Source organism: Aeromonas sp. (genome assembly GCF_050252055.1).
Taxonomy (GTDB): domain Bacteria; phylum Pseudomonadota; class Gammaproteobacteria; order Enterobacterales; family Aeromonadaceae; genus Aeromonas; species Aeromonas caviae.
Genome location: NZ_JBFWLQ010000005.1, coordinates 104,132 through 115,420, shown reverse-complemented (window position 1 = coordinate 115,420; position 11,289 = coordinate 104,132). Strand labels below are relative to the sequence as shown.

13 protein-coding genes are annotated in these 11,289 nt (G+C 60.3%); 5 read left to right on the top strand and 8 right to left on the bottom strand.

Translation table 11 applies throughout. The annotated features are described in order from the left end of the window. Positions 1-58: 58 nt before the first annotated feature. Positions 59-1,576 (top strand): HD domain-containing phosphohydrolase, encoded by a 1,518-nt coding sequence (locus AB7E19_RS10630; RefSeq protein WP_039038835.1) that lies wholly within the window; start codon positions 59-61, stop codon positions 1,574-1,576. A 75-nt stretch (positions 1,577-1,651) separates the two neighbouring features. On the opposite strand, the gene AB7E19_RS10625 is transcribed toward AB7E19_RS10630, so the two are convergent. Continuing rightward, positions 1,652-2,902, bottom strand: coding sequence for a TIGR03503 family protein (locus tag AB7E19_RS10625; protein WP_171864876.1), 1,251 nt, complete (start codon positions 2,900-2,902; stop codon positions 1,652-1,654). Then, complete coding sequence (gene dnaQ / locus AB7E19_RS10620; protein WP_128296902.1) at positions 2,899-3,633, bottom strand: DNA polymerase III subunit epsilon; 735 nt, start codon at positions 3,631-3,633, stop codon at positions 2,899-2,901. The genes AB7E19_RS10625 and dnaQ overlap by 4 nt, the downstream gene beginning before the upstream one ends. Before the next feature lie 75 nt (positions 3,634-3,708). On the opposite strand from dnaQ, the gene rnhA reads away from it, so the two are divergent. Continuing rightward, positions 3,709-4,173 carry a ribonuclease HI gene (rnhA, locus tag AB7E19_RS10615; RefSeq protein ID WP_010674138.1) on the top strand — a complete coding sequence of 155 codons (465 nt, stop codon included), beginning with the start codon at positions 3,709-3,711 and terminating at the stop codon, positions 4,171-4,173. 6 nt (positions 4,174-4,179) lie between these two features. Here rnhA and AB7E19_RS10610 read toward each other — a convergent pair whose 3' ends face one another. Next, on the bottom strand, positions 4,180-4,902 hold the full coding sequence (locus tag AB7E19_RS10610; RefSeq protein ID WP_010674137.1) for a class I SAM-dependent methyltransferase: 723 nt from the start codon (positions 4,900-4,902) through the stop codon (positions 4,180-4,182). Positions 4,903-4,981: 79 nt separating this feature from the next. Between AB7E19_RS10610 and gloB the strand changes: the two genes are divergently transcribed. Continuing rightward, a complete protein-coding gene (gene gloB, locus AB7E19_RS10605; RefSeq protein WP_039038832.1) occupies positions 4,982-5,746 on the top strand; it encodes a hydroxyacylglutathione hydrolase in 765 nt (254 codons plus the stop codon). Positions 5,747-5,833: 87 nt separating this feature from the next. Here gloB and AB7E19_RS10600 read toward each other — a convergent pair whose 3' ends face one another. Beyond that, positions 5,834-6,106, bottom strand: a complete 273-nt coding sequence (locus tag AB7E19_RS10600; protein ID WP_010674135.1) for a hypothetical protein — start codon at positions 6,104-6,106, stop codon at positions 5,834-5,836. Between AB7E19_RS10600 and AB7E19_RS10595 the strand changes: the two genes are divergently transcribed. After that, positions 6,107-7,357, top strand: coding sequence for a LysM peptidoglycan-binding domain-containing protein (locus AB7E19_RS10595; RefSeq protein ID WP_010674134.1), 1,251 nt, complete (start codon positions 6,107-6,109; stop codon positions 7,355-7,357). It begins immediately after the preceding gene. Between the two features lie 96 nt (positions 7,358-7,453). Here the strand turns inward: AB7E19_RS10595 and AB7E19_RS10590 are convergent, their stop codons facing one another. Continuing rightward, positions 7,454-8,299 carry an endonuclease/exonuclease/phosphatase family protein gene (locus AB7E19_RS10590; RefSeq protein WP_029314263.1) on the bottom strand — a complete coding sequence of 282 codons (846 nt, stop codon included), beginning with the start codon at positions 8,297-8,299 and terminating at the stop codon, positions 7,454-7,456. A 111-nt stretch (positions 8,300-8,410) separates the two neighbouring features. On the opposite strand from AB7E19_RS10590, the gene AB7E19_RS10585 reads away from it, so the two are divergent. After that, positions 8,411-8,635, top strand: coding sequence for a hypothetical protein (locus AB7E19_RS10585; protein ID WP_010674132.1), 225 nt, complete (start codon positions 8,411-8,413; stop codon positions 8,633-8,635). 6 nt (positions 8,636-8,641) lie between these two features. On the opposite strand, the gene yciA is transcribed toward AB7E19_RS10585, so the two are convergent. The 3 genes from yciA to AB7E19_RS10570 all read right to left on the bottom strand — a co-directional run bounded on the left by yciA (position 8,642) and on the right by AB7E19_RS10570 (position 11,237). Continuing rightward, complete coding sequence (gene yciA, locus AB7E19_RS10580; protein ID WP_029314261.1) at positions 8,642-9,040, bottom strand: acyl-CoA thioester hydrolase YciA; 399 nt, start codon at positions 9,038-9,040, stop codon at positions 8,642-8,644. Between the two features lie 139 nt (positions 9,041-9,179). Then, positions 9,180-9,992 (bottom strand): NAD-dependent epimerase/dehydratase family protein, encoded by an 813-nt coding sequence (locus AB7E19_RS10575; protein WP_322131754.1) that lies wholly within the window; start codon positions 9,990-9,992, stop codon positions 9,180-9,182. 246 nt (positions 9,993-10,238) lie between these two features. Then, a complete protein-coding gene (locus tag AB7E19_RS10570; protein ID WP_039038828.1) occupies positions 10,239-11,237 on the bottom strand; it encodes a LacI family DNA-binding transcriptional regulator in 999 nt (332 codons plus the stop codon). Positions 11,238-11,289 lie beyond the last annotated feature (52 nt).

Genomic DNA, 11,289 nt, shown 5'->3' with positions numbered 1-11,289 from the left:
TTTCCTATATTGAATGAAGCGGTTAAGGTAAGCACAGGATCACACACAGGATTGCATAATGGATGATCAAATCCTGATTATTGATGATGAAGATCTTCCCCAATCAGCACCGCGTCCCGCCGGCTGGAAGGTGATGATAGTGGACGATGAACCCGAAGTGCATCGCATCACCAAAATCACCCTGAACAAGTTTGAATTCGACGGCAAGCCGATCGATTTTCTGCACGCCTACTCTGCGGCTGAAGCCAAAGCCTTGCTCGCCCTCACCCCGGATGTCGCCCTGCTGCTGCTCGACGTCGTCATGGAGGTCGACCATGCCGGTCTCGAGGTGGTCAAGTTCGTGCGCGACGAGCTGCAAAACAAGATGGTGCGCATCGTGCTGCGAACCGGTCAGCCCGGTCAGGCCCCGGAAGATGACGTGGTGACCAACTACGATATCAACGACTACAAGGACAAGACCGAGCTTACCTCCCAGAAACTGCGCACCCTGCTGCGCGCCAGCCTGCGCTCTTACCGGGACATCCGAACCCTTGAGAGCAATCGACAGGGACTGGAGAAGGTCATTGAGGCGTCCAAGGGGATCTTCGAGCAGCGTGCCCTGCGCCAGTTCGTCGAAGGAGCCCAGACCCAGCTCAGCGCCCTGCTCAATCTGGAAGAGTCCCAGATTTACGATGTGAAGCACCTGGCGTATGAGGTGCGGGATCAGGTGCTCGAGCCTCTGCTCAGCGATGGTCCCATGCTGCGCCTCGTCGATGCGCCGGAAATCCTGCGCTGTGCCATGGCCAAGGGAGCCAATGTCTACGATGGCAACCAGATGGTGCTCTATTGCCAGAATGCCCGTCATCACCTGCTGTTCCACATCGAGACCACTCGCCCGCTCAGCCAGATGGATACCGGGCTGCTGAGCCTGTTCACCGAAAACATCATAGTGGCGCTGGAGAATATCCGGCTCAACGAGGTGATCGGTGACAACCAGCGAGAGATCATCTATCGCATCGGCGAACTGGTGGAGAGCCGCTCGAAAGAGTCCGGCTTGCACGTCAAGCGGGTGGCCCTCTACACCGAATTGTTCTGCAAGCTGCTCGGCATGAATGAGGACAGGTGCGAGCTCATCAAGCGTGCCTCTCCCCTGCACGACATCGGCAAGGTGGGGATCCCGGACGCCATCTTGCACAAACCGGGCAAACTCACTCCCGAGGAGTGGGAGATCATGAAAACCCACGCCCAGCTTGGGCAGGACATGCTCTCCGGCAGTGACCTGGCCCTGTTCCAGATAGGCGCCACCATCGCGGGCAACCATCACGAGAAGTGGAATGGCAGCGGCTATCCCCGCGGATTGAAGGGAGAGGACATTCCGCTTGAAGGACGCATCGTCGCCCTGGCGGATGTGTTCGATGCCCTGGGCTCGGATCGTTGCTACAAGCAGGCCTGGCCGCTGGATCAGGTGCTGGCGCTGATCAAGGAGGAGAAAGGAGAGCACTTCGACCCCCTCCTGGTGGACCTGATGCTGGCCAATCTGGAGAAGTTCCTCGATATTCGCGAGCAGTACAAAGACATCTATATCGGCGCTCACTGATATCGAGTTCACCCCATCCACTTGCCACCATGAAGAAGCCGCCCATTGGGCGGCTTCTTTGCAATGTGCGCGGAATTATTGCTCCGGCAGATTGAGATCCAGTTTGGGGGTTGCTGGCGTCTCTTCAAGTTGCGCCTTCTGCGCCGCCATCGCCTTGTGCAGGGTGCGGCGCTTTTGCAGCAGAATGAAACCACCGGCCCCCAGCAAGAGCAGCAACACGCCACCTCCCCCCAGCGCCCAGGGCAGCCAGACCGGACTCTCCCGCTCCTCGAACCGGTCGGGGGTGGCGGCGGATGCAGGCATGGCCGCAGAGGGTGCGGGAGGGGGGGGAGGCGGTGCTATGGTGAACGACTTGGCCGGCAATTGCAGTTGCACCTCGCGACCGAGCCGGGTTGTTCCAAAGAGGGTGGCCTCCACCTTGTACTGCCCTGCCGCCTTGAGGGCGGAGAGATCCACGCCAAAACGCGGCGCTGTCGCCACCTCGTTGAACGTCATGCTACTGCCGCTGCCGTCGATGGCCTTGCCCTGGATGACCACGGAGGCGGGATCCAGTTCATCCACATCGATGACCAGAGAGAGCTTGGCTCCCCCCTCCCCGGAGGGGGGATTCAGGGAATAGCTGACCGGCCAGGGGTAGAGCAGCACCTGCTGTGACTGGGCTCGTGAGAAGACCTCATTGCCGGTGCTGAAGAGGGCTCGGTATTTTCCCGCAGGGACGTCCAGTACCGCCTCGGCGGTCAAGATACCGTCCCCCGGCACTTCGTCCACCCCCTTGCCATCATCCATGTAGCGTCCCAGGGTCTCCTCGAACACGGGATCGCCGCTCTGGCTGGCATCGTTGAACTGCTGCAGCTTGACGGTCATGCCCAGATCGGTGAGGTAGTAACCCGCCCCAGGCGCCGCGCCATCGATCAGCAGACGGGATTGCAGTTTGACACGCTCACCCTGATAGAGGCGGGCCGGCAGCGGCTCGCTCTCGACCTGGATGTCGGTGAGCAGGCGCACCCGATTGTCGGGGTCCACCTCTCCGATCGCCTGCCAGGGGCCGGGCATGGGGTCGCGGATGGTGATGAGATCCTGATCCTTGAGGGGCAACCAGCCCACGTCGGGCGGCTTGACCTTGCCCACATAGAGCTTGCTGCCATCGGGTCGCACCAGGATCACCGAGGGCGTCCCCGGCTTGCGCTTGATGATGAAGGTGATCTCCTTCACGCCGTAATCGATGCGAAAGCGGTTGTCGAGCAGAGGAATGTCGGAAGGCGCAAACACCTCGTTGGCCGCGGCCGGGAGGGAGGCCAGCAGCAGCAGCCCCCAAAGCGATCTCATTGCCGCCACAGGCAGGCACCTCCTTTTTTCTGTACCAGATCCAGCCTCGCTTCATGGACAGCCGCCACCTCGTCGCTGGCGCGCACCACCCTGAGCGGCGGGCGATTGCTCTCCAGACGACGAATGCCGGTATCCTGGCTGGTCTCGCTCTCGCTGGTTTCGCTCGCCAGATTGAGTTTGGTCTGGCCACCCGTCATCAGGAGGTAGACGTCCGCCAGGATCTCCGCATCGAGCAAGGCGCCGTGCAGGGTACGGTGAGAGTTGTCGATGCCGTAGCGATCGCACAACACGTCCAGGTTGTTGCGCTTGCCCGGGAAGAGATCCCGCGCCATCGCCAGGGTATCCGTGATGCCGCAGATATCCGCCGTCTTGAAGTTCAGACCGAGCTTGCTGAACTCATAGTCCATGAAGCTCACGTCAAAGGGGGCGTTGTGGGCGATGAGCTCGGCGCCGCGAATGAACTCGATGAAATCGTCCACTATCTGGCTAAAAGAGGGCTTGTCCGCCAGGAAGGCATCCGTGATGCCGTGCACGGCGATGGCCTCGGGGTCCACCAGCCGATCCGGCTTGATGTAGACGTGGAAATGGTTGCCGGTGAGTTTGCGGTTGATCACCTCCACACAGCCGATCTCGATGATGCGGTGCCCAAGATAGACAGGGCCGCCCGCGGTGTTCATGCCGGTGGTTTCGGTATCCAGAATGATCTGGCGATTCAGTTGGGGTGTGCTCATGATCAAATCCATGTCAAACTTCGGTTTTACTCGCTAGTTTACCCCAAGCCTCTCGCTAAAACAGATTGATTGCTCATGTTGAAACAGATTGATTTATTCACGGATGGCTCCTGCTTAGGCAACCCGGGCCCCGGCGGCTATGGTGCCGTCATGGTCTATGGCAAGCATCGCAAGGAGATCTCCGCCGGTTTTCGATTGACCACCAATAACCGGATGGAGCTGATGGCTGCCATCATGGGGCTGCGGACCCTGAACGAACCCTGCCAGGTGCGGCTCACCACCGACAGCCAGTATGTGCGCCAGGGGATCACCCAATGGATCATCGGCTGGAAGAAGAAGGGCTGGATGACCGCCAACCGTCAGCCGGTCAAGAACGTCGATCTCTGGCAGGCCCTCGATGCGGAAGTGGCCCGTCACCAGATCGAATGGCTCTGGGTGAAAGGACACTCGGGCCACCCGGAAAACGAACGCTGTGACGAGCTGGCCCGTGAGGCCGCCAGCGGCAAGCAGCTTGCCGAAGACAGCGGCTACCAGCCCTGATGCCCGCTAGCCGCCCTGGCGCGCCATTCCTGGCGCGGCCATCGACTCCGGCAGCCGCCAGCGGCGACGCACCGGTGTGACGGGGAAACGCCGCTTGCGGGCGGCAATCACGTAAACAGACGCCAGGGAGCGGCAATAGTCCCGCCCCAGACTCTCCCGCCACCAGCCGATCTTGCTCTGCCTGCCCATGAAGGAGAAACCGAACCGCTCGTCGAACATCACCTCGCAGCCGAGCAATTGCAGCCAGTCGGTCACCCGTGCGGGCGTGAACATGCGGGCAGACCAGGGCAGATGCCGCCGCATGAAGGGCAGATAGTGACCCAGCCCCACCAGGCTGAGCGGGTTGTAACCGCTGACAATGAGCCAGCCATCGTCGGTCAGCACCCGTTCTGCCTCCCGCAGCACCTGATGAGGATCCGGCGAGAAATCGAGGCAGTGAGCCAGCAGGCAGGCATCCACGCTCCCCGATCGCACCGGCAAGGCGAGCGGATCCCCCTGGATGTCCAGCAGCCGTCCGCCGGGGGCGACACCGATTTGATGACGAATGGTGGAACAGCCGCAGGAGAGTTCGGCGCTCAGGGCACCTATCTTGAGCAAGTGATAGCCAAAGAGGTGGGGGCACCAGTTGTCGAGGCGCTCCTGAAGCTCGGCGGCCACCCAGTCCCCCATGGGCAGTGCGGACCAACTGGTCGGAAGCGCGATCTGTTGTTCGGTACGTGCCAGTTGCATAATGGGACCAACTCGGGGGCGAATGCCATCCAGTTATATAAGATCCCTTCCTTAAAGAGAACACAAGAGACCTCGACCCATGTATACCGTCATCACAGTTCCCGCCTTCAGCGACAACTACATCTGGTTGATCCGTCATGAAAATCACTGCCTGGTCGTCGATCCGGGAGAGGCCGCTCCCGTGCTGGAACGGCTGGCTGCGCTGGATCTGGTGCTGGATGCCATCCTCCTGACCCATCACCACCGCGATCACGTCGGGGGCGTATCCGAGTTGCTGCAACACTTCCCCCACGCTCGTCTCTATGGCCCCAAGCATGACCCCATGCCGGACCATCACGGCCAATGGCTCGACGACGGGGATCAGATCAACTGGCATGGCCTGAGTCTGGATGTCCTCCATGTGCCCGGTCACACCCTGGGGCATATCGCCTATTACGGCCAGGGCATGCTGTTTTGTGGCGATACCCTCTTCAGCGCCGGTTGCGGCCGTCTGTTCGAAGGGACCCCGGCACAGATGCACACTTCCCTGCAACGGCTCGCGGCACTGCCCGATGAGACCCTCCTTTATTGTGCCCATGAATACACGCTCTCCAACCTGCGTTTCGCCCATGCGGTCGAGCCCGACAACCTGGCGATCCAGCGGCAGATCGGCGTGATCAGCAAACTGCGTCAGCAGGGCCTCCCGAGTCTCCCCTCCCGGCTGGGAGATGAGCGGAATTTCAATGTTTTTCTGCGCTGCGAGCAGGACTCGGTAAAATTTTCTGCTGAGAAATACGCCCTTAAATGCTTGGAAAATCCAGAGGATACCTTCGCTGTTCTGCGGGCCTGGAAGGACGTTTTTTGAACAAACCTTGATCAGGGGGGCATTGCCCCTTATGATGCGAGCTGTTTTTCCACAGATGACCTGAGCGAGATGAAGCTACGAACGGCCTTATTGGCAGCGCTGTTTCTCAGCGGCTGTCAAAACCTGAGCCATCAGGATGACCGGGCGGTAACGGCAATCGAGCCGATCAAATCCCCCCAAGTCAGCAAGAAAACGTACAAAAAACACTCTTCGCGGATGCTGTTCGGCGACGAACAGATAGAAGAGCTGGATGACACTGATAACCTGTGGGTGCGTATCAGCGATGATATGCAGCTGGACTCGCACGATAATGCCCGGGTTCGCCAACAGCGTGATTGGTTGTTGCGCAATGATAAGCATATGGCGACCATTGCCAGCCGGGCTGAGCCCTACCTGTATCTGATGGTAGAGGAAATCGAACGGCGTGAGCTGCCAATGGAGCTTATTACCATCCCCATGATCGAGAGCATGTTCGATCCCAATGCCCGCTCCCGCAGCAATGCGGTCGGTCTTTGGCAGTTCGTTCCTGCAACCGGCAAGAATTTCGGCCTGCGCCACGACAACTGGTACGACGGTCGACGCGATGTCCTGGCATCCACCAATGCCGCACTGGATTACCTGGAGTACCTGAACCGGTTCTTCGACGGTGACTGGCTGCAGACCCTGGCCGCTTACAATGCCGGTGAAGGTCGGGTGCGCAACGCCATCACCCGCAACGAGCGGGCTGGTCGTCCGACCGACTACTGGTCGCTGGACCTGCCCCGCGAAACCCGGATGTATGTGCCCAAGATCCTGGCCATGGCCGACATGATCCGCAATGCGGACAAATACAATGTCACCCTGCCGGTGCTGGCCAACAAGCCGCAATTGAGAACCATCAATACCGGTGGCCAGATTGATTTGAACGTGGCCGCCCAGCTGGCTGGCGTTTCCGCCTCCCAGCTCAAGGCGCTCAATCCTGCGCTCAAGCGTGGCATGACCTCGCCACAGGGCCCTTACAACCTGCTGGTCCCCGTCGAGTACGCCGACACCCTGGAGCTGGCCCTGGCCGATCTGCCCCAGCGTGAACGTACCCGTGGTGTGCGCTCCTATCAGGTCACCAGTGGTGATACGCTGTCACGGATCGCCCAGAATCACGGGGTGACCGTGCAACAGCTCAAGCTGGCCAACAACATGCGCGGCAACAACCTGCGCCGTGGCCAGAGCCTGATCATCCCCAATGGCGGGCGCGCAACCCAGGTTGCCCAGAGCAAGCCACAGCAGCTCGCCAGCCGCAGTGGTGGCAAGGTGAACTATCAGGTGCGCTCCGGTGACAACCTGTGGAGCATCAGCCAGGCACACGGGGTCACCCACGCCGACCTGGCCAAGTGGAACGGCCTGAACGCCAAGTCGGCCCTCAAGCCTGGCATGAAGCTGGTGGTCTGGCCCAAGCAGGGCAAGAGCAGCAACAAGTCCATGGTCTATCAGGTGCGCCGCGGTGATTCCCTCTCCTCCATCGCAGCCCGCTTCCAGGTCGCCGTCAACGATGTGATGCGCTGGAACCAGCTCGGCAAGAGTGACTATCTCAAGCCGGGTCAGGAGTTGACCCTGTTCGTGAAGAACAACAGCTGATCGCTCGTCGCAATCCAAAAAATACCCCGCTTGATGCGGGGTATTTTTTTGTCTGCATGAACCAGCGGCGACGCCGCTCTCCCCTGAGGGGATGACTCAGGGAGTGATAGCCTGGGCCGCAAAGCGCGCCAGAATGGGGTTGTGGTCAGAGGCATCGGTAGCCGGTGAACTCACCTCCACCAGATCCAGATTGCGATAGTAGAGGTGATCCAGCGGGCGGCCAAAAGCGGTGCGACGTAGATCAGGCACAGGTATGGCCTCCTGCAGGCCAAGCTCGCCCACCAGCTTGTTCAACCAGAACGCGCGCTTGTCGCTCCAGGTGTTGAAATCGCCACCCAGGATGACCGGCCCCTGGTGGCGATGGATCAACGCAGTCAGATCGTTGAGCTGCTCGCGAAAGGTCGCCATGCCCAGCTCGAAATTGACCGCATGGAGATTCACCACCAGCACGCCGTCAGGATCCCCTTGCAAGGGATAGAGACTGACCAGACCTGACTTGGGGATGCGCAGCAGGGGTTCGGGGGAACGGACGCCACAGACAAACGCCTGCGGCGTTTTCGCCACCGTCATCACGCCAAAGGAGACACCTCCCTGGGTGAAGGCCTGCAACTGCTGCCACTGGAAATCGCCTCTCTTCAGCCAGTCCAGCATCTCGGGCCGGGTCGCCGACTCTTGCAGCAACACCAGATCCTGGGACTTGGCATACTCATCCAGCCCTTCCCGCCAGTTCTTGCGTTGTCCCTTGTAGAGGTTCCAGACGGTGATGCCAAACTCCCTCGGCAAGGCCGTGGAGGCGAGCGCCACCAGAGGTGGTCTGTCACAGCTTGCGCCAGGTATGATACCTGCCGCAGTCACCAGATGATCTTGATCCGGTACCTCGAAGCAACCGACCAGCCCCAACGTCAGCAGGGACGTTCCCAGAATCCGATAACTATTTTTCATTGGCTAACAATCACCTGCCTCTGCAAGACGACATGGCCCTCACACAGGCCACGGTCGCCGACTAGTCTCATTATTCGTGTCCGGCCCGACTCATCCAGAAGGAATTCAACGATGGCGAGACAGCACCAGTACCGCGTGACATTTTACGATCAACAGGGAACCTGTCATCAAGTGGAGCTTTCCACCGTCTATCAAATCAGGCGGGATCCCCAATGTGATCTCTGTCTGTTCGACACCCGGCAGTGCGTGGGGTCGGAAGAGATGCTGGAGCGCATGATACGGCAAAAAACCGGGCTTGAGCAGGAAATATCCATCATCAATGCCCGGCTCATCTGAGCAGACTCAGACCGGGACGGGGCGGGATTTGCCCTGATCGTCGATGGCCACATAGGTGAAGACGCCCTCGGTCACGCAGTACCGCTGGGCTTCGTTCTCCCGCAATACCGGCTTGACCCAGACCTCCAGCTTGAGTCGCATGGAGCTGCGACCAATCTTGAGGCAGCGACCGTAACAGCACACCACGTCACCCACCTTGACCGGGCTGTGGAAGGTCATCCCCTCCACCGAGACGGTACAGATGCGCCCTTTTGCCAGCTCCTTGGCCATGATGCCCCCACCTATATCCATCTGGGACATGATCCACCCGCCGAAGATATCGCCATTGGGGTTGGTATCGGCTGGCATTGCCAGGGTTCTCAGCAACAGCTCCCCATCGGGGTGGCGCTTGGTCTCTTCCATCATTACCGCTCTCTTTATCATGGATGGCGGCATGATAGGGGGCGATCCCCCCCTTGGCAAACCTCAATTGTCCCGGAGCGCGCGCCGTATCTGGTTTGCACGCCAGATGACCGACTCCGGGGCCCGGATGGCGACGACCCGTTCAACCCTTCAAGGCCGCCCCGTCCGCAAACCAGTGGGCAGGATCCGGCCAGCGATAGACGAAACCAAGCTGCTGGCAGATGCGCTGACCTTCGATGGGAGCAAACTCCCCCGCCGGCTCGACGAACTGCGGCGGCACCAGCCCGAGCAGGCGGCTCGCGAAGGGGTAGAGCTGCTCCCGGCGCGGGTGGACGGGGGCACTCAGATTGTAGGCATCCCCATCCTGCCCCCGGGCCAGCATCAGCTCACAGGCGGCCACCACGTCGTCCAGATGCACCAGGTTCACAGCCTGGCCTCCCCCGGCCAGCGTCTTGCCCGCCAGAAAACGGCCGGGGTGACGGTCAGGACCATAGAGTCCGGCCGGGCGCAAGATCATGGCGCAGTCAACATGCCCTTCCAGTACGGCCAGCTCGGCCGCCCGCATCCGCGTCCCTCTGTCATGAGCTGGAGCGGGCGTATCCTCCTCCCCCTGCCCGGCCCCCCAGACCGAAGTCGCGCTGATAAACAGAACCCTGTGGACTCCCGCCTCCCTCGCCTGTCGGCACAGACTGGCCACGGACGCCGGGTAATCACCGGTCTTGCTGGGGGGCACGCAGATCACTAGGTCATGACAACGAAAAGGCAGTGGCCCCATGTCAGGGGTGAGCAACAGCGGCCAGGCGGCAATACTCTCCCCCCGCAGCCGTTCAGCCTTTTCGGCCGTACTGACCGTCACCGCGACAGATTGCCCCTGCTCTTGCAATACCCTGGCCAGGGGCAACCCTAGCCAGCCGGCGCCCACGATACCCGTCTGATACTCAAATTCGTTCGTCATACCCGGATCCTGACAAAAAAAAACGGCCATCCAATGATGACCGTCGAAAGTAACGAAGGAAATAGCCGGATTAACCGGTTACCTCCCACAGCGGGAAAATCGGGAGCGCACGCTCCTAATTCGTGGGCCTATCCTAGTGGCAGCGCGGTCAAAAAGCTTTGAAGCGGATCACAGTTGAAAAGGATTTCTGAAAGCGCTTTCACTGTTTTACAAAAAAGTCGACCCGCACGGGGCCAACTTCATGACTCAGGCCACAGATTCCCGCCGTACCAGTTCGGCTTCGAATTTGAGCGCCAGCCCCTCTACCGGCTTGTGATCCAGCAGCCTCAGGGCCAGCTCAGCGGCCCGCTCTCCCATCTCCTCGATGGGGTAACGTACCGTGGTGAGCTTGGGATAGATGTATCGGGCATAGGGGATGTCATCAAAACCGACCACAGAGACCTGCTGGGGTATTTTGTAACCCCGCTCCAGCAGACAGGAGATGGCCCCCGCCACCATGGCATCGTTGAAACCAAGCACAGCGCTGAACTCGACGCCGCGCGCCAGCAGCTCGCTCATGGCCACATAGCCACCTTTTTCATCGGCATAGGCACGGCCGATGAGGGCAGGATCCAGCTCGATACCTGCCCGTTGCAGGGCGAAGCGATAGCCGGCCATCCGCTGCTGACCATCCACAAACTCCTCGTCATCGGAGGTGACGAAGGCAATCTTGCGATGTCCCGCGTCCAGCAGATGCTGGCAAGCCGTGGTGATGCCGGCCTGGTTGTCCAGCCAGACGCAGCGATCCTCGCAGCCTGGCACCTGACGGTTGATGAATACGATGGGGGTCGTGCCCGACGCCAGCTCGCTGAGCTCTTCGTCAGGCAGCGCCTTGCTGTGCAGGATCAGGGCATCGCACTGGCGCTGCAGCAGCGCCTGGATGGCGTGCCGCTCACGGGTCGCGTCGTGGTTGCCGGACACCACGATGGTGAACTTGTTCGCCTTGTCGACCATGCTTTCGATGCCGCGCATCATCTGGGCGAAGAAGGGGCCGCCACACAGATCCCCCACCAGCACACCGATACAGTTGGAGCGTTTGCTCACCAGGGCCTGGGCGAAGCTGTTTGGACGAAAGCTGAGTTCCTTCATGGCCGCGAGGACAGCCTCGCGCTTCTCGGGCGCCACCTGCGCCGTGTTGTTGATCACTCGAGACACTGTCGAAATGGAGACATTCGCCAGCTGAGACACATCTTTGATCGTTGCCACTCTCGATTCCTTTGTTGGAAAAGCCTGTCAGTGATGATCGGGCATTGTATCG

What these genes read in the sequence shown, in the direction of transcription:
- AB7E19_RS10630 (WP_039038835.1), top strand. Translation starts at nt 59, where the DNA reads ATGGATGATCAAATCCTGATTATTGATGATGAAGATCTTCCCCAATCA.
- AB7E19_RS10625 (WP_171864876.1), bottom strand. Translation starts at nt 2,902, where the DNA reads ATGAGATCGCTTTGGGGGCTGCTGCTGCTGGCCTCCCTCCCGGCCGCG.
- dnaQ (WP_128296902.1), bottom strand. Translation starts at nt 3,633, where the DNA reads ATGAGCACACCCCAACTGAATCGCCAGATCATTCTGGATACCGAAACC.
- rnhA (WP_010674138.1), top strand. Translation starts at nt 3,709, where the DNA reads ATGTTGAAACAGATTGATTTATTCACGGATGGCTCCTGCTTAGGCAAC.
- AB7E19_RS10610 (WP_010674137.1), bottom strand. Translation starts at nt 4,902, where the DNA reads ATGCAACTGGCACGTACCGAACAACAGATCGCGCTTCCGACCAGTTGG.
- gloB (WP_039038832.1), top strand. Translation starts at nt 4,982, where the DNA reads ATGTATACCGTCATCACAGTTCCCGCCTTCAGCGACAACTACATCTGG.
- AB7E19_RS10600 (WP_010674135.1), bottom strand. Translation starts at nt 6,106, where the DNA reads ATGCTTATCATTGCGCAACAACCAATCACGCTGTTGGCGAACCCGGGC.
- AB7E19_RS10595 (WP_010674134.1), top strand. Translation starts at nt 6,107, where the DNA reads ATGGCGACCATTGCCAGCCGGGCTGAGCCCTACCTGTATCTGATGGTA.
- AB7E19_RS10590 (WP_029314263.1), bottom strand. Translation starts at nt 8,299, where the DNA reads ATGAAAAATAGTTATCGGATTCTGGGAACGTCCCTGCTGACGTTGGGG.
- AB7E19_RS10585 (WP_010674132.1), top strand. Translation starts at nt 8,411, where the DNA reads ATGGCGAGACAGCACCAGTACCGCGTGACATTTTACGATCAACAGGGA.
- yciA (WP_029314261.1), bottom strand. Translation starts at nt 9,040, where the DNA reads ATGATGGAAGAGACCAAGCGCCACCCCGATGGGGAGCTGTTGCTGAGA.
- AB7E19_RS10575 (WP_322131754.1), bottom strand. Translation starts at nt 9,992, where the DNA reads ATGACGAACGAATTTGAGTATCAGACGGGTATCGTGGGCGCCGGCTGG.